The following is a 17,136-nucleotide window of genomic DNA, read 5'->3' on the forward strand; positions in this document are numbered from 1 at the left end:
TGAGAAATGAAGCCTTCAGCACATTTTGATGTATTTTTTATACATCTTTTCTCTAAGAACGTTGCAAATTTATTATTTATTCAGTAAAATATAATCAGATTGAAAAAAGCGTTTTCATTTTTGATGAAGAAAGAACGGATCTCTTTCAAGATCCGTCCAGTTTCTACTCTAAGAAGTCTTTTAATCGTTTACTTCTGCTTGGGTGTCTTAATTTACGCAGAGCTTTCGCTTCAATTTGGCGGATACGCTCTCTTGTGACGCCGAACACCTTTCCAACCTCTTCTAACGTACGTGTTCTTCCGTCATCTAGTCCGAAACGTAGTCTCAGTACATTTTCTTCACGGTCCGTTAGCGTGTCTAGTACATCTTCAAGCTGCTCTTTTAACAATTCGTATGCAGCATGGTCAGATGGAGATGTCGCCTCTTGGTCTTCAATAAAATCACCAAGGTGCGAGTCATCTTCTTCACCAATAGGTGTTTCTAAAGATACTGGCTCTTGTGCAATTTTAAGAATTTCTCTAACCTTTTCTGGCGTTAAATCCATGTCTTCAGCAATTTCCTCTGGCGTTGGTTCTCTGCCTAGGTCTTGCAGAAGCTGTCTTTGAACACGGATCAATTTATTAATGGTTTCGACCATATGAACCGGGATCCTGATTGTTCTTGCCTGATCGGCAATCGCACGCGTGATCGCCTGTCTAATCCACCAAGTCGCATATGTTGAGAATTTGTATCCTTTGCGGTAATCAAATTTCTCAACTGCCTTCATAAGACCCATGTTTCCTTCTTGAATCAAGTCAAGGAACAGCATACCACGTCCGACGTAGCGTTTCGCGATGCTGACAACGAGACGAAGGTTTGCTTCCGCTAATCTTCTTTTTGATTCCTCATCGCCTTCTTCGATCTTTTGAGCATACGTAATTTCTTCTTTAGCAGATAACAAATTGACGCGTCCGATTTCTTTTAAGTACATACGAACAGGATCATTAATTTTGACACCTGGTGGTACGCTTAAATCATTTAGGTCAAATTCTTCTTCTGCTTTAGCCAGCTGCTGAACATTTGGGTCTTCTGTCTCTTCGTTTTCACTAATGAGCTCTACACCCTGTTCGCCTAAATATTCATAGTATTCATCCATTTGGTCTGATTCAATTTCAAAGCTAGACATACGCTCTGCAATTTCTTCGTATGTTAAAACGCCCCGTTTTTTACCCGTTTCAGTGAGCTTATCTCTCACCTGTTCAAAGGTTAATTCAGTTTCGGTTTCGTGGGCTTGTTTATCAGCCATTATGGATCCCTCCTTCCAAAGCTTGCAACGAATTCTAAAGTAACTTGCGATTTGCTTCCGCTCTGCTTTTCTCTCTTTATCAAACAGATGAGCAAATAGGAATAAAATAAAAAATGATGAAGGCAAGATGCTTGCGGTCTTATGCTCCTCCCGTAAAGGATTCATTGCCAGCCGTAAGTCTTGTCATAAATATTAGACGTATTACTTCAGCGAACGGTTCAACTGAACAATTTCTTTTGCAAGTGTTGCCGCTTTGAAGAAATCTTTTTGCCTCTCCGCTTCTGCACGTTCTAGTTCTTTTTCCTTTATCATTGACAAATTCCGATGATTCAACACTTTTTTTACATAATCACTTAATTCAGCTTCACTTAGTTCGTCTCCAACTTGAATCATGAATATATCCGTCAGAAGTTGATTGATGATATCATCTTCTATACGGTTCATTAGGTGCTGCGGCGTTGGTTCTTTGCCTTCTTCATACAAAGCATAAATGTACGTGGCCAGCGCCCTGTGAGAATCTATATTAAATTCAATCCCTACTCTGTCAAGTACTTTTCGGATCACGTCATCGCTTTTCAACATATGAGCAAGCAGCATTCGCTCTGCATTTTCATATGCTGGCCGCAGGCGCTTTCTTCGTACCTGTGTTGACAGATGTGCACGCCGTTTTTCAAGCCCGCTTTCTTCCTGCGTGCTTTTGGCTTCTTGACGCTGCTGTTTTTCAAACAGCTCCAGTTGTTCCTTTAATGAATCAAGTGAGATCGAGAACTCTCCAGCAAGCTGTTTCATGTAAATCTCTTGTTCCAAGGAACCGTTTAATCGGCTAATTTCTCGGAGTACCTGCTTCATATAAGTAAGCCGGTCTCCTTCATCAGATAAATTCTTTCCCCTACGGAAAAAGTTCATCTTAAAAGTCATTAATGTCACACTTGCATCTATGATGTCATTCCTAAATTTCTCGCCACCATATTTACGAATGTAATCATCTGGATCAAGTCCATCTGGTATCATGGCAACGCGAACTTTACATCCTCTTTTTCCAAGCAAATCTGATGCTTTCATGGTGGCTTCATAACCGGCCGTGTCAGAGTCATAGCAAAGAATGATCTCTTCTACGTTCCGTCTGAGAAGTTTTACGTGCTCTTCTGTTAGAGACGTACCCATTGTTGCAACACTTTCGCCGACACCTGATGTGACAGCTGAAATGACGTCAGCAAATCCTTCGAAAAGAACCGCCCGTTCGCGTTTTCGAATATGCATACGCGCGTCATGAAAGTGATAAAGCAGCTTACTTTTATGAAAAAGTGGCGTTTCAGGACTATTCATATACTTAGGCTGCTGATCACCAAGCGATCTTCCGGAAAAAGCGATGACTGTCCCGTGATGATCATGAATGGGAAACATCACACGATCCCTAAAGCGGTCAAAAAAGCCTGTTCCGTTTTCACGTTGAATCAAAAGACCGGCCTTCTCCATCATCGCAGGATCAAACCCTCGCTTTTCTAAAAACTTGGTCACGAAATCCCAAGAGTCAAGAGCATATCCGATCTCAAACTTGGCAATTGTTTCATCTGTAAAGCCTCTCGCCCGTAAATAATCGAGTGCATTTTGACCTTCCTTTGTATTTACCAGCAAATGGTGGTAAAATTTCTTAAGAAGCTCATGCGCTTCAATCATTTTATGATCTGCAGTGTCCTCTTGCTGTGAGGAGCTGATCTGAGCATTTGCTACATGATCAGGCAAATCAATATGGTACTTATCAGCAACATGTGAAACGGCTTCAATAAATGAGTAGCCTTCCATTTGTCTGAGGAACGAAAATACATTACCTCCTGCACCACAGCCAAAACAATGGAAGATTTGCTTATCTGCTGAAACAGAGAATGAAGGAGTATTTTCACCATGGAATGGACAAAGACCGAAATAATTTCGACCTTGCTTTCTAAGCTGTACGTATTCTCCAATCACTTCGACAATGTCTGCGTTTTTTTGGATTTGCTCCAAAAGTTCATCTGGTATACGTTTGCTCATCCTAATAACACTCCGTCGTACATTATTCGCCTTTTAATTCAAAAATCCTTCATGATTCGACAGGATTTTTTGTAGTTGCGTAATAAATCGCTTTTTATCCTCTTCTAAAAGCTTTTTGGGACCTTTTCCATATACACCTTTTCTTCGCTGTTTACTGGAAACATGTCTGCGTTCCAAATCAAAATCAATTGTTTCGTTTGTGTACATCCGTCCTCTTTCAGACAGTACAATGACCTGTCTTGGAAGCAGTAAGGAGGCAAGACCAATGTCTTGGGTGACGACAATATCATGCGCTGAAGCTGAGTTCGCAATGACTAAATCCGCTGCTTCCTTATGTGTATCTACAAACCGCCAATCTTCAAGTGGAGATCTTTTGGTTTGAAAATGCTCATATGAAGCAATGAACGTCACAGGTACTTGAAATTGAGATGCGACAGAAAGGATTTCGTCTTTTACAGGACAAGCATCTGCATCGACATAAATCGTCCTCTCTTGTTTATGTTCATTCAGGTGACTAATTCTCCATCCCTCCACCTTATTCCTGCTTTAGAGAAGCAAAAAGACCATACTTTTCCCCCATATAGCAAACAACAGTAAAACTCATTTTGTCGAAAAGTTATGTTCAGAATCACTTGACTTCTGCCAATATTAGTTTATTCGTTCTTGACTTAACTTAAACCTAAAATCAATCATTTTATCACAATTTTTTATTATAATACAAATGCAGCAAATATGCCATTGTTTTTGTTTACCCGTTTCCCACCATAGGAAAAACCCAGGAGGAGCATCCTGAGTTTATTCGGAACCTCTTTTGGTCAGCATTTGATGAATGACATTTGCCGTTTCTTCAACTGCTTTATTCGATACATCAACAACTTGACAGTTAATGCGGTCCACCACTTTTTCAAAATACTCTAGCTCTTCTTTAATCCGTTCAATGTTCGCATAAATCGCGCGATCATTTAAACCTAGAGATTTCAAACGCTCTTTACGAATATGATTTAGTTTGTCTGGACTGATTTTCAGACCGATGCATTTCTTTGGATCAACTGAAAATAACTCCTCTGGCGGATCTACTTCAGGAACAATTGGAACGTTTGCTACCTTCAGCCGTTTATGCGCCAAGTATTGAGATAGTGGTGTCTTAGATGTGCGTGATACACCGATGAGCACAATATCAGCCTTTAGAATGCCTCTTGGGTCTCTGCCGTCATCATACTTCACTGCGAACTCAATGGCTTCAACCTTTTTAAAATAGTCCTCATCTAATTGACGTACACGCCCCGGCTCATGTTTCGCTTCATTTCCATAAGCAGTCTCCATTTTATCGATCAGTGGTCCGATGATGTCATAATAAACGACTCCGTTTGCTTCTGCCTCTTCAATTAAGAATTGGCGCATTTCTGGCACAACAAGAGTAAAGCAGACGATTCCGTTATCTGCTTTCGCCAGTGAAATGACTTCTTTAATCGTACCGACATCCTCTACATACGGGATTCTTCTGATATTTGAATGGTCTGATGAGCCGCCATCAAATTGGCTAAGTGCCGCTTTGACTACGAGCTCTGCCGTTTCTCCTACTGAATCTGATACCACAAAAATTACGCGATTACTCATAACATCCCCTCGCAGTCTTCTGTAATTAGATTATTTCATTCTCCGATAAGTTAACAAGTATTTTCGTCATGTTTGTTTTCGTAATTCTGCCGACCACTTCAAAGCCTTTATCCGTATCTTTTATAACAGGAAGTGCGTCTATCTGCTTTTCAATCAAGTGCTTCGCCACACCCATAATGAAATCTTCCTTGCGGCAAACGGTAATGTTCGGCATTCTTGTCATAATAATATGGACAGGAATAGATGGAAGCTCCTGTTTTCCAATACTTGCGCGAAGGAGGTCTTTCCTTGACAACACGCCTGTTAAAATAGAGTGATCGTCCACAACGAATAATGTGCCCACATCTTCTAAAAACATCGTACAAATCGCATCATAAACTGAAACATTCTCATGTATCACCACTGGAATGGATTGAAAATCTTTCACTTGAAGTTTTTTCAACTTATCTGCTAGAAGCTGCGTACCTGTTTTTCCTGTGAAAAAGTAGCCGACCCTTGGTCTTGCTTCTAAAAAGCCTGACATCGTTAATATGGCTAAATCCGGTCTGAGGGTCGCCCTAGTTAAGTTCAGCCGATCGGCGATATGCTCTCCAGTGATCGGACCATTCTCTTTGACAATCTGTAAAATCTGCTCTTGCCGTTTATTTAACTCGATTGTACTCACCACCTTTAAATAGAGAGAGCGAATCTTTACTTTATGTATATCATTTTCATAACTCATCATATTATAGCGCATCTTTGTCCGAATGAAACAAAAATCCACTCAAAAACCGTGAATTAAATGAGTAAAAAACGATTGCCCTTCAAAAAAGGCAACCGTTCTTAGGTATTTATTTTACTATTAAATTGTTCATATTCGCAAATGATTGAATGACTTTTGCTAGTTTAACCATTTGTGCCAAACGATTTCGCTTCAGCTTTTCATCATCTGCATGAACCATTGTGTGATCGAAATAATGAACAATCGGTGTTTTTAACGTATCAAGCGCCTCAAGTGCTGCACTGTATTGCCCTGCTGCTACATGTTCCTTGACAGCTGTCTCTACTTGCTGATACGCCTCATATAGCTTTTGCTCATGCTCATTTTCAAACAGCTCAGGCTGAATCTCTGCGTCTTCCCCTTTTTTACTGATTGAAATGACGCGTCCTAATGCTTCTGCTGTTTCTTTGAAGCTTTCTTGTTTCACGCTCTCTTCAAGAACAGCTGCTTTTTTCACGACTGCATAAGGTTCAATATTTTCAACATCCAGTACTGCATCGACAACATCATGACGGATATGCTCTGCTTGGAGGACATATTTTAAACGGTGTGTTAAAAATTCAATGAGAGCCGTTTCATGTGCTGCTTCTACTTGAGCAAGTGCCAAAAGCTCTTTGAATGAAATGTTCCAATGACGATCAAGCAGAATTTGAACGATACCGCTCGCTTGTCTTCTTAGTCCATAAGGATCTTGAGAGCCCGTTGGAATGACATCAATTGAGAAGAAGGAACAAATAGAATCCAGCTTATCGGCTACTGCCACAATCGCACCAATTAAAGTGGAAGGCGCCTCATCACCGGCAAAGCGCGGCATATAGTGCTCATTGATGCTCTTTGCCACTTCTTCATGTTCACCAAGTGCTTTTGCATATTTCTCGCCCATGATTCCTTGTAATTCTGGGAATTCATAGACCATTTGAGTCACAAGATCAAATTTCGAAATACTTGCGGCTCTTGCCACACGCTCTGTCGTTTCGTCATTTGCACCGACATGCGCTGCTAGACGCGTCGCAATGTCTGTCACTCTCTTGAGCTTGTCGCCAATTGTGCCAAGTTTCTCATGGAATACAACCTTATCAAGCTTTTTAATATTGTCTTCAATGACTAGTTTTTCGTCTTCTTTATAGAAGAAGGCAGCATCTGATAAACGGGCACGAAGTACTTTTTCGTTCCCTCTTGCGACATTTTCAAGCGCCTCACTGTTTCCATTTCTCACCGTAATAAAGTGAGGCAATAATTCACCTTGCTCATTTTTCACAGGGAAATAGCGCTGATGCTCTTTCATTGTCGTTACCAATACTTCTTCCGGCAATGCAAGGAATTCTTTTTCAAAGGAACCAGATAGTACCGTTGGGTATTCTACAAGATTGTTGACCTCTTCTAGAAGCTCAGGATCAACAGGTATCACCCAGCCTTTTTCTGAAGATAGAGCATTTAGCTGCTCGGTAATGGATTGTTTTCTTTTATCTGAATCTGCAATGACAAATTGATCGCGCAATGTTTGCTCATAAGAAGCAGGCGAGTCGATGGTGGCTGCCTTACCAAGGAAACGGTGTCCTCTTGTCTCGCGACCGCTTTTCACCCCAGCAATGTGAGCAGGTACAATCTCCTCTCCAAATAAACAAACAATCCATTTAATCGGACGGATGTAGCGTAAATCTTTGCTTCCCCATCTCATGTTCTTTGGAAAACTTAATGAAGCGGCGATCTCACCTAATGCTGGCAGAAGGTCTTTGACTTGCTTTCCTTCTTGAAACTTCTGGACATGGACATAATCTACTCCTTTGATCTCTTTAAAATAGAGATCATCTGTTGAAGCACCTTGTCCGCGGGCAAAGCCTTCCGCTGCTTTTGTCCAATTGCCTTCCGCATCTTGTGCGATCTTTTTAGCCGGACCTTTTGCTTCTTCTTTGATGTCTTCTTGTTTTTCTGCGACACCTTTCACAAGTACAGCAAGACGTCTTGGTGAGTTAAATAGAGCAACATCTTCAAATGAAATGTTTTGCTCTTCAAACCACACTTTTACTTTCTCGCCTAGCTGCTTTGTGCTTTCTGGCATGAAACGAGCCGGCATCTCTTCTAAGCCGATTTCGAGTAATACATCTTGTTTATTCATGAGAAGCCGCCTCCTCTTTTAGCATAGGGAATCCCAATTTTTCTCGTTCTTCATAATATGTTTTGGCTACTTTTCTTGCTAACTGGCGCACTCTTCCGATATATCCAGTTCGCTCAGTAACAGAAATTGCGCCCTTTGCATCGAGCAGGTTAAACGTATGAGAGCATTTGAGCACATAATCGTATGCCGGGTGAACAAGCCCTTTGTCCATTTGGCTATGCGCTTCTTTCTCATAGGTTGTAAATAAATCAAACAGCATGTCAGTATTAGATGTTTCAAATGTATAAACAGAATGCTCATATTCAGCCATTAAGAATAAATCTCTCACCGTAAATCCGTCAGTCCATTCAAGATCGAAGACATTTTCTTTGTCTTGGATGTAGGAAGCAAGACGTTCAATACCGTATGTGATTTCAACGGAAACGGGCTTACATTCTAAGCCGCCGACTTGCTGGAAATACGTGAATTGGGTGATTTCCATCCCATCAAGCCATACTTCCCAACCAAGCCCTGCACAGCCAAGAGATGGGTTTTCCCAGTTGTCTTCTACAAAACGAATATCATGTTTCAGCGGGTCAATACCAAGCGCTTTCAAAGATTCAAGATACAATTCTTGAATATTGTCAGGTGACGGCTTAATGATTACTTGGAATTGATGATGCTGATACAATCTATTTGGGTTTTCTCCATATCTACCATCAGCAGGGCGTCTTGAAGGCTCTACATACGCTACCTTCCATGGCTCTGGACCAATGCTTCGCAGGAACGTGTATGGACTCATCGTTCCGGCACCTTTTTCTGTGTCATACGCCTGCATTAATACGCAGCCTTCATTTGACCAATGCTTTTGCAACGTCAAAATCATGTCTTGAATATTCAATGATCGCACCTCCATCTTTTCTACACCAGCCGCTTTGTATGGCGGGTGGGTCTAGAACCTCGCAAAAGAACACAAAAACTCCCGTCTCTATGCTCGCAAGGCTCCTTGCAAACATAGGGACGAGAGTTTTTCCCGCGGTTCCACCCTATTTGCTGGTATCGTAGCAACCAGCCGCTTTGTTTTACGTTGCTCAAGAATGCCTTTCGTTACGCCTCCATCCTTAGCTCACACCGCCCTAAGGTCGCTTTTATGGATTCTGCGCAAGTACTTCTTTCTGTCAATGCAACATATTTTATCTTAGATGATCTTACAAAAAGTCATGGAAGATGTCAACTTTTGTTTTCCCCGCCCATGAGCTTTTTCATGGATTCCATCTGATTCATGAATTTTTTTGATTTCAAATAAAGGCCTGAATACTCTTCATAGTAGTGATCGAGCACTTGACGAATTTCTTGTTTCGTCTGCGGTTTCACATCAACCTGACCGAGCCTTGATAAATCAAAATAATGAAATAAACGGAGCAGCCTTGCAGCTGCTGGAGATAAGGGCATTTTATACGGATCTTTAGAAAAGCAATTTTGGCAAATAAAGCCGTTGTCTCTAATCGAGAAATGAAACTGCCCTTCTTTTTGACCACAGTGGACACATTGATCCAGTTCGGGCTTCATTCCCATCACTGATAACATTTTGACCTCTACGATAAATAAGATAACATCAGCATCTGTGCCTTCATTCAGATGACGCAAAGATTGAAGCAGGAGCTCAAACAAATAAGGGTTTGGCTTTTTTTCTTCTGTGCCTTTATCGAGTAACTCTGTCATATATGCGGCATATGCGGTCAAAAATAAATCTTCCCGAATGGTTCGCATACTTTCAATCATTTCGCCTTGCTGGAGCGTTCCAAGTCCTGTTGATGATTGGATCAGGAAGGTTCCGTATAAAAACGGCTGGCTTATGGCTGACAGGCGGCTGTTTGATTTTTTTGCGCCTCTTGCCATCACACCAATTTTCCCATGTTCTCTAGTGAGCAGCGTGACAATTTTGTTTGTTTCGCCATAATCTGTTGTTCTAAGGACGATTCCTTCACTTTTAATGAGCATTTGTCTACACTCCGAGCATTGGAGGGGGTCAAGAATTATAAGATTGGAAAATCAAATCGTGCTATCTCTTCTTCAAGTACATCGGGTCTTTCCAGGTTCTCCTTTTCTAACTCTTTGAAAAGCAGATACGTGTCAACGCTTCCTGTTTGTGAAAATACGTTCCATGTAAAATTCAACATAAAAACCCCACCTTTCTTTATTAGAAGCAGCAACGCTACATCCAACATATTAATTATATCTTGACCAGGCTACCTCCATTTCATGATAAACAATTTTTACTAATCGAACCGCACCATTGTCAGATTTTATGACAACAGCAGCAATTTTTTAATATTCGTCGTCTCTAAATCCGAAGTCACGAAGGTGAGTGGATTTATTACGCCAGTCCTTCTGAACCTTTACCCAAAGCTCCAGATACACTTTTGAACCGAGAAGTGCTTCAATATCTCTGCGCGCTTTTTGTCCCACTTCTTTTAATAAGCTGCCTCGTTTCCCAATAACAATCCCTTTTTGTGAATCACGTTCTACGACAATGGTCGCCGCCACATGGATCTTGCCATTTTCATCTGGCTTAATGGATTCGATCGCCACTGCAATGCTGTGCGGGATCTCTTCTCTTGTTAAATGCAGCACTTTTTCACGAATTAATTCAGAAATAATAAACCGCTCTGGATGATCTGTTACTTGATCTGCTGGATAAAATTGCGGGCCCTCAGGAAGATAACCTTCAACCTGCTGAAGAAGCGTGTCAATGTTGTTTCCTTCAAGAGCTGAAATTGGCACAATTTCCTTAAATGGATAACGTGTGCGGTATTCATCAATTAAAAGGAACAGCTCATCTGGGTGAATTTGGTCGATTTTATTGACGACTAGGAATACCGGTGTAGATGTTTGCTTGAGTCGTTCAATGATGAATTCATCACCCTTGCCATAGCCTTCCTTTGCATTGATCATAAACAAGATCAGGTCGACTTCCTTCAGTGTATTTGTAGCTACTTTCATCATAAAATCACCAAGCTTATGCTTAGGTTTATGAATCCCTGGTGTATCGATAAAGATCGTTTGTGACGTGTTTGTTGTTAAGACACCTTGCACTTTGTTTCGTGTCGTTTGGGGCTTATCACTCATGATGGCGATCTTTTGTCCAATCACACGATTAAGAAAGGTTGATTTTCCTACATTTGGTCTTCCAATAATGGATACAAATCCTGATTTGAAGCTTTCGTTAGTCATTTAAATCCTCCGGTGAAAATGCGCCTGGCAATAGTTCGTTTACTGTTGTTTCGTATATTTGTCCTTTTAAGTTCGTTAGAATCACTGGCATGTCAGGTGCACATAGCTCTGAAATAACCTGTCTGCATGCGCCGCACGGCGAAACAGGCCGGTCTGTATCAGCTACTACCGCTAGCATTTGAAACGATGTGATGCCTTCTGAATAGGCTTTAAAAAGTGCTGTTCTTTCCGCACAATTACACATACCATATGCTGCATTTTCAATGTTGCAGCCGCCATACACTTTTCCATCATTCGACAACAATGCTGCACCGACTTTGAATTTTGAATAGGGTACATATGCAAAATCTCTTGCTTTAACTGCTTCTGAAATCAACTCTTGTTTGTTCATTCCTAGTTCCCACTTTCAGAAGAAATGGACCCACTGTCACATTTATATTTTACATAATTCACGTGACATTTTCACGCCCATTTCTAAAAATGTTAATAAATAGTAATATTGTTCTATTGCATGATCTTCGGTAAGAAGATCATCAACCCAATCATAACCGAAATCGCGGCGTAAACGCAAACAGCGCCTGCTGCGGCGTCTTTCGCTTTCTCAGCAAGCGGGTGCCTCTCTTCTGTCATAAGGTCCACTGTATGTTCAATGGCTGTATTGACAAGTTCAAGGGCAAACATCCCCCCGCATAAAAGCAAAACGATCATCCATTCGAATGGTTCAATGTGAAACCAAAAGCCGCAGATCACCACGATGATGGCTGCGACTGTGTGAAATCGAAAATTCCGTTCATTCAAGAAAGTTCGCCATATTCCTCTAAATGCATAATAAAAGCTCCGAAAAAAACGGGCAAGCGGCCTTCTTTTCTTACGAAGATCTTGAAAGGCCATAATCATCCAAGATCTTTGTCTGTTTGGCGAACATTTCTTTTTCATCTTCCTCTGTCATATGATCAAACCCGAGCAAATGCAGGAACCCATGAATGGTGAGAAATCCAAGCTCTCTCATAAAGGAATGTCCATATTCCTCTGCCTGCTCTTTCGTACGGTCCACACTAATGATGATGTCACCGAGTACAGGCGGAATATCATCAGCACCAATGATTTCAATTTCCCCTTCTCCTTCTTCTTCGAGTGCAAAGGAGATCACATCCGTTGGTGCGTCTTTTCCGCGGTATTCTTTATTAATTTGATGAATCTCTTCATTCGAAACGATCGTCACTGATACCTCCGCTTGATCTTTGACCTCAAGGGCATCAGCAGCGAACTGAAGAAGCTTTTCCACTTCTTCAAGCTGCTCTTTTGATACTTGTCCTGTTTCATCTATTAAATCGATTAACAATGTCATTTACTTCACCTTCTGCTTCGGGGCATCTGGATATTCAATCCGAGAATGGAAAATCCCCTTTAATGTTGTACAAATCGTTTGACTAATAATATTTAACTCTTTAAATGTCAGATCACATTCGCTAAATTGCCCATCCTGCATTTTATCGGAAATAATGCCTTTGACGAGCTTTTCGATCCGCTCTGGATTTGGATTATGCATCGATCGTACCGCCGCTTCCACGCTGTCCGCTACAGAAATAATCGCCGCTTCTTTTGATTGCGGTTTTGGCCCAGGATAACGGAATTCTTCTTCTGTCACCTGATCATCACGCTCTTTTGCCTTATAGTAAAAGAACTTTAACAGCGACTTCCCGTGATGCTGTTCGGCAATATCGACAAGCTCTTCAGGAAACTTCTTTTCTCTCAGCATATCAGCTCCATCTGTCGTATGGGCAATAATGATATTTTTACTTAGCTGAGGAGAAAGCTTGTCGTGCGGATTATCAATATTCATTTGGTTTTCGATAAAGTATTGCGGTCTTTTCGTTTTCCCAATGTCGTGATAATAAGCGCCGACCCTTGCTAAAAGACCGTTTGCTCCGACTGCTTCACATGCAGCATCCGCTAAATTTGCCACCATGACACTATGATGATATGTACCTGGTGTCTCTGTTAAAATCTTTTTAAGCAGCGGATGATTTGGGTTTGATAGTTCAATCAGCTTCATTGTTGAAAGAATGCCGAACATGCTCTCAAACACAGGCATTAGCCCAATTACCAAAATAGATGATGCAAACCCTGACACAATCGCCATCATAAGGTTCACACCGATTTCAAGCCCTGATGGTGAGGAGTTTTGAATCAGCGTAATGGATAGAACCACAAGGACATTCACCAAAGCGACCGAAAGCCCTGCCTGCAATATTTTTGAACGTGCATTATGCTTTCTCAAAAATAAAATGCCCGCCATCCCGCTCACAAGGTAATAAGCGCAGATCACATAGTTAAAGACGCCGGTTACTCCTTGATTAAACATCATACTGCCGCAAAGAGCAAATACAAGGCCAGAGAAGATCGCTAGTCGTTCATTGATAAGCAGCTTGATCAGCATCGTGCCAAGTGCCACTGGCACCACATAACCTATCGTCGTATACTTCGTTTCCTGGAAGAGACTGAATACTTCCATGATAACTAAAATAATGGTGAAAATGAGCGAGTAGAGAAGCAACGACTTATTCTTATGAACAAGCGATTTTTTCCTCGATTCAAGTGAATGAATAATCGCTGCTAAGAATAGACCAATCAAGATCATAAGACCGCTTACAGGTTTAATCAAATTGGAGCTATTTAAGAGCCCTGTCAGTTCTAATTTACGATACACTTCTCGGTCGATAAGTTCCCCTTCTTCGACTAAGATTTGCCCTTGCTTAATTTGAACCGGCTGTATATTATCAGCGGCTTCTTGCCTTTTCTTCTCTGTCGCCACTGGATCAAATACATAGTTTGGAATGATCGCAAATTCACCGATTTCTTTCGCCGCATTTAAGTATTTGGATGGAATTGAGTTATTTTCAAGCTCTGTTTTCACTTGTTTTTTCTCATCTTGTAATTTCGCTGCTGTGATTTCTTTACTCATCAGTGAATTCACCACTGTGATGATGGAATCCTTAGTAAAAGAGAGATTTTCGTCACTTGCCTGAAGCAGTGCTTTGATGGATTGGTCTGAAACAGCCTCCTGCATATCTGATGTGAGTTTTTCTTTGACACGCTTGACCATTTCTTTATCTGATGGCGGATTTTCTTTTTCATCAGCTGCTTTCTTCTCTTCTTTAATGGCTTCGAAAAGGGAGGAGATGAGGTCAACACGATTGTCAGAATACGCTTTTTTGAGTGTATATTGATCCTCTACTTGATCTGTTGCTTCTTGCTTCTTTTCTTCTGTCGCTTCTTGATCATCGACGGTTGATGGAGAATAGATGGTCTGTTCGCTCACTGAAAATAAATCTAAGTCGAGCGATTCAGGCTTTACATGGAAGAAGAGCACCACGAATAGAATGGCTGCTAAACCAGCGTATAGCAAAACATTTAAATAACGTGAGCGCTCCATTTTCTGAGGTTCTTTTTTAGACAGCAGTCTTTTGCGCTTACTGTCTTTCTGATTCTTTCTCAAGGAAAGTACCTCCTTTTTTACTTTAAACCACGATCGAAACAAAATGACCCGATGAAGACGATCGGGTCACTAAGGTCATTTTTGCTTTTCGTATGCTCCGATGATCTTTGCCACAAGCGGGTGTCTGACCACATCTGTCTGGTCTAGCTCAATAAATGAGATGCCCTTGATCTCTGCAAGCATGTCCTTTGCAGCTGCAAGGCCAGACTGCATGCCCTTCGGCAGGTCAATCTGTGTAATATCTCCTGTAATGACCATTTTAGAGCCAAACCCAAGTCTCGTCAAAAACATTTTCATTTGGGCAGGCGTTGTATTCTGCGCTTCATCTAAAATAACAAATGCATCATCGAGTGTCCGTCCTCTCATATAGGCAAGAGGCGCTATTTCAATCACACCGCGCTCGATTAAACGTTCCGTATGATCACTGCCAAGCACATCATGCAAGGCATCATATAGTGGTCTTAAATAAGGATCTACTTTTTCCTTTAGATCACCTGGTAAAAAGCCAAGACTTTCTCCTGCTTCAACAGCTGGTCTTGTCAGGATAATCCGTTTCACATGTCCATTTTTCAGTGCATGAACGGCGTTGACGACGGCCAAATACGTCTTGCCTGTACCAGCTGGTCCAATTCCAAAGACCAGGTCATCTTTTTTCATCGCCGCAGCATATTCCCGCTGGCCAATGGTTTTTACCCTGATTGACTTTCCTTTTGCATTTTTCGTAATTTCATCTTCATACATATTTTCAAAATAATTGAGCTTGTCTTTTTGCGCCATTTTGATGGCATATACGACATCCCGTTCAGAAATCTCAATTCCTTTTCGGATGAGATGTAAGAGAGATGTCATCAGACGGCTCGCTGTTTCTCTTGATGCTTCCTGACCAGAAACATACACCTTTTCTCCGCGCGTAATAATGGAGACATTCAGCTCGTTTTCCATCAGTTTCAGATAAGCATCTTGATTTCCAAATAAAGCAATGGCTTCGTTTGGGCTATCTAATTTTTGTTGAATTTCAAGTAAATGTTCTGTCATTCTCTAGTCTCCCTGAACAATAGGTGTTGGTTGAACAATATCTTCTATTACTTGGTAAAGGATGATTAACTTAACTTTACCATTCCCTGTTGTCTCGTGCAAAACTTTTTCACTTTTCACCTCTCCTGTTTGACCTAGCTTCTCTTCTAATTCTTTTTTACCCATTTTAATCCCTGCTTGAACCGCTTCTTTATTTGTGTATGTCCAGTTTATTTTTTCGCTTTCGCGTGTCGTTTCTTTTTCATAGGAAAATGGGAGCTGGAAGTTTAAGAAATGGAGTGGGTGAACTTCAGTTTCTGTTTTTGGCTGCTTAAAATCATCCTTTTTAAAGGAAAAGCCCCAAAATGGCATTGAACCTCCAAATGCGGAGAGCTTGTGCTTTGTCTTCATTTTACCCGTAAAGACATCAAAAGATGTTCGAAGAGGGACAGAAACTTCAGAACGATACCACGTTTCACCATAAATTTTCGCTTTAGCACCAACCGTTTTTTGCTGGTCTTCGCTGCCGATGAGGCCAGAGACAAGCATTTGTCCTTTCTTCACATGTTCATCAACTGCGGCAAGCGGCTCCCCTTTTTCCACATACATTCTCGTGATGACCGCCTTCTTCTTGGCCACAATATGCTGAGGACTCGTATATTTCTCTTTTTCCGGCTCATTTTTTTCCACAACTTTCATTTGAAATGTTGTACCGTTTAGTTCAACGCCAACCCATGTAATGCTTTGAATATTGGCGGTCAGTGATTTTTGAATTTTTTCAGGTGTTCCCATTAGAAACTGAAAACGGCCTTTTTGCACACCAATCTCGTTTAAATGCTTTCTCATCTGATGTTCAGTTTCTGGATTGGCTCCTTTAATATCAATTTTCCACACCATGTTTGAAAGTGCCAATATCGTCACTAGAAAAAACACAATCCCAAGGGTAAACCCAATATTATTCCTTGACCATAGGAGAAGGAACGGAAATCCTTTCTTTTGATGAAATGAACATGTTACCTCATGATGTCTTTGTACTTTTCTGAAGGCATGTACATCTGATAAGCGAATAAATAAGCGCACGCTGTCTTGACGGCGGCTCACTTGAAACATTGTGATCCCCTGTCTCGTGCACTCATTGATGAGCCGCTCAATGCCGTTTCCCTTGATTTCCACTTCCACTCTGCCAATAAAATAGGCGAACCATTTATTCTTCACACTTCTCCCCTCCGTCAGTTAAGAATCAATATAACGGACCTCATCGATTTTCCCTTCTAATAAGATCTCTTCTGGCAAAATCGTTTTAATCACAAAATCTTTCCCTGAAATAATGCATTGTCCTTGTTTGAGCATCAGCCTTACCTCTTGATCACTGAAAAGCAAAAGCCCTTTATGATTCTCTATGTAAATGTGGAGTCTGCCAACCATCGTAATACGGGGAAGATCCATCATGACGTCTGGAGGGATTTCAAGTGTTCTTGTCAGCCATGCTTTAAGTCGATTTTTTCTTTTTCCCATTCAATTAGAACCCCTTCCCGCCCCATGTGTATGAGATCAAACTGAAAGATGGTGAGACTGATGAGAAAGCCTCTATATCATCCTAT

The 17,136-nt window shown here is 41.2% G+C and carries 17 protein-coding genes; all 17 read right to left on the reverse strand.

What is annotated here, in order from left to right; genetic code table 11:
• Positions 1-163: 163 nt before the first annotated feature.
• Positions 164-1,285 carry an RNA polymerase sigma factor RpoD gene (gene rpoD / locus MHB83_RS16415; protein ID WP_008342392.1) on the reverse strand — a complete coding sequence of 374 codons (1,122 nt, stop codon included), beginning with the start codon at positions 1,283-1,285 and terminating at the stop codon, positions 164-166.
• A gap of 201 nt (positions 1,286-1,486) precedes the next feature.
• Positions 1,487-3,316 (reverse strand): DNA primase, encoded by a 1,830-nt coding sequence (dnaG, locus tag MHB83_RS16420; RefSeq protein WP_050943746.1) that lies wholly within the window; start codon positions 3,314-3,316, stop codon positions 1,487-1,489.
• 33 nt (positions 3,317-3,349) lie between these two features.
• Positions 3,350-3,850: a YaiI/YqxD family protein gene (locus tag MHB83_RS16425; protein WP_003217513.1), complete on the reverse strand. Its 501-nt coding sequence runs from the start codon at positions 3,848-3,850 to the stop codon at positions 3,350-3,352.
• A gap of 261 nt (positions 3,851-4,111) precedes the next feature.
• Entirely contained in the window at positions 4,112-4,933 is an 822-nt protein-coding gene (locus MHB83_RS16430; protein ID WP_008342399.1) for a pyruvate, water dikinase regulatory protein, read from the reverse strand.
• Between the two features lie 25 nt (positions 4,934-4,958).
• Positions 4,959-5,597: a helix-turn-helix transcriptional regulator gene (locus MHB83_RS16435; protein ID WP_034620854.1), complete on the reverse strand. Its 639-nt coding sequence runs from the start codon at positions 5,595-5,597 to the stop codon at positions 4,959-4,961.
• A 166-nt stretch (positions 5,598-5,763) separates the two neighbouring features.
• Entirely contained in the window at positions 5,764-7,809 is a 2,046-nt protein-coding gene (glyS, locus tag MHB83_RS16440; RefSeq protein ID WP_212045898.1) for a glycine--tRNA ligase subunit beta, read from the reverse strand.
• Complete coding sequence (gene glyQ, locus MHB83_RS16445) at positions 7,802-8,689, reverse strand: glycine--tRNA ligase subunit alpha (protein ID WP_003217487.1); 888 nt, start codon at positions 8,687-8,689, stop codon at positions 7,802-7,804. Before glyQ ends, glyS begins: the two co-directional genes overlap by 8 nt.
• A gap of 329 nt (positions 8,690-9,018) precedes the next feature.
• On the reverse strand, positions 9,019-9,789 hold the full coding sequence (gene recO, locus MHB83_RS16450; RefSeq protein WP_251190305.1) for a DNA repair protein RecO: 771 nt from the start codon (positions 9,787-9,789) through the stop codon (positions 9,019-9,021).
• Between the two features lie 35 nt (positions 9,790-9,824).
• On the reverse strand, positions 9,825-9,968 hold the full coding sequence (locus tag MHB83_RS16455; protein WP_003217288.1) for a YqzL family protein: 144 nt from the start codon (positions 9,966-9,968) through the stop codon (positions 9,825-9,827).
• 148 nt (positions 9,969-10,116) lie between these two features.
• A complete protein-coding gene (gene era / locus MHB83_RS16460) occupies positions 10,117-11,022 on the reverse strand; it encodes a GTPase Era (RefSeq protein ID WP_003217394.1) in 906 nt (301 codons plus the stop codon).
• A complete protein-coding gene (locus MHB83_RS16465; RefSeq protein ID WP_003217296.1) occupies positions 11,015-11,413 on the reverse strand; it encodes a cytidine deaminase in 399 nt (132 codons plus the stop codon). The genes era and MHB83_RS16465 overlap by 8 nt, the downstream gene beginning before the upstream one ends.
• A gap of 113 nt (positions 11,414-11,526) precedes the next feature.
• Complete coding sequence (locus tag MHB83_RS16470) at positions 11,527-11,913, reverse strand: diacylglycerol kinase family protein (RefSeq protein ID WP_003217363.1); 387 nt, start codon at positions 11,911-11,913, stop codon at positions 11,527-11,529.
• Complete coding sequence (ybeY, locus tag MHB83_RS16475) at positions 11,891-12,370, reverse strand: rRNA maturation RNase YbeY (RefSeq protein WP_012010615.1); 480 nt, start codon at positions 12,368-12,370, stop codon at positions 11,891-11,893. The genes MHB83_RS16470 and ybeY overlap by 23 nt, the downstream gene beginning before the upstream one ends.
• On the reverse strand, positions 12,371-14,458 hold the full coding sequence (locus tag MHB83_RS16480; RefSeq protein WP_050943969.1) for an HD family phosphohydrolase: 2,088 nt from the start codon (positions 14,456-14,458) through the stop codon (positions 12,371-12,373).
• 138 nt (positions 14,459-14,596) lie between these two features.
• Positions 14,597-15,556: a PhoH family protein gene (locus MHB83_RS16485; RefSeq protein ID WP_003217430.1), complete on the reverse strand. Its 960-nt coding sequence runs from the start codon at positions 15,554-15,556 to the stop codon at positions 14,597-14,599.
• 3 nt (positions 15,557-15,559) lie between these two features.
• On the reverse strand, positions 15,560-16,750 hold the full coding sequence (yqfD, locus tag MHB83_RS16490; protein ID WP_342496480.1) for a sporulation protein YqfD: 1,191 nt from the start codon (positions 16,748-16,750) through the stop codon (positions 15,560-15,562).
• A gap of 18 nt (positions 16,751-16,768) precedes the next feature.
• Positions 16,769-17,050 carry a sporulation protein YqfC gene (gene yqfC, locus MHB83_RS16495; RefSeq protein ID WP_012010618.1) on the reverse strand — a complete coding sequence of 94 codons (282 nt, stop codon included), beginning with the start codon at positions 17,048-17,050 and terminating at the stop codon, positions 16,769-16,771.
• Positions 17,051-17,136: the final 86 nt, after the last annotated feature.

The sequence above is a fragment of the Bacillus sp. FSL K6-3149 genome (assembly GCF_038630515.1).
Classification (GTDB): Bacteria; Bacillota; Bacilli; order Bacillales; family Bacillaceae; genus Bacillus; species Bacillus pumilus.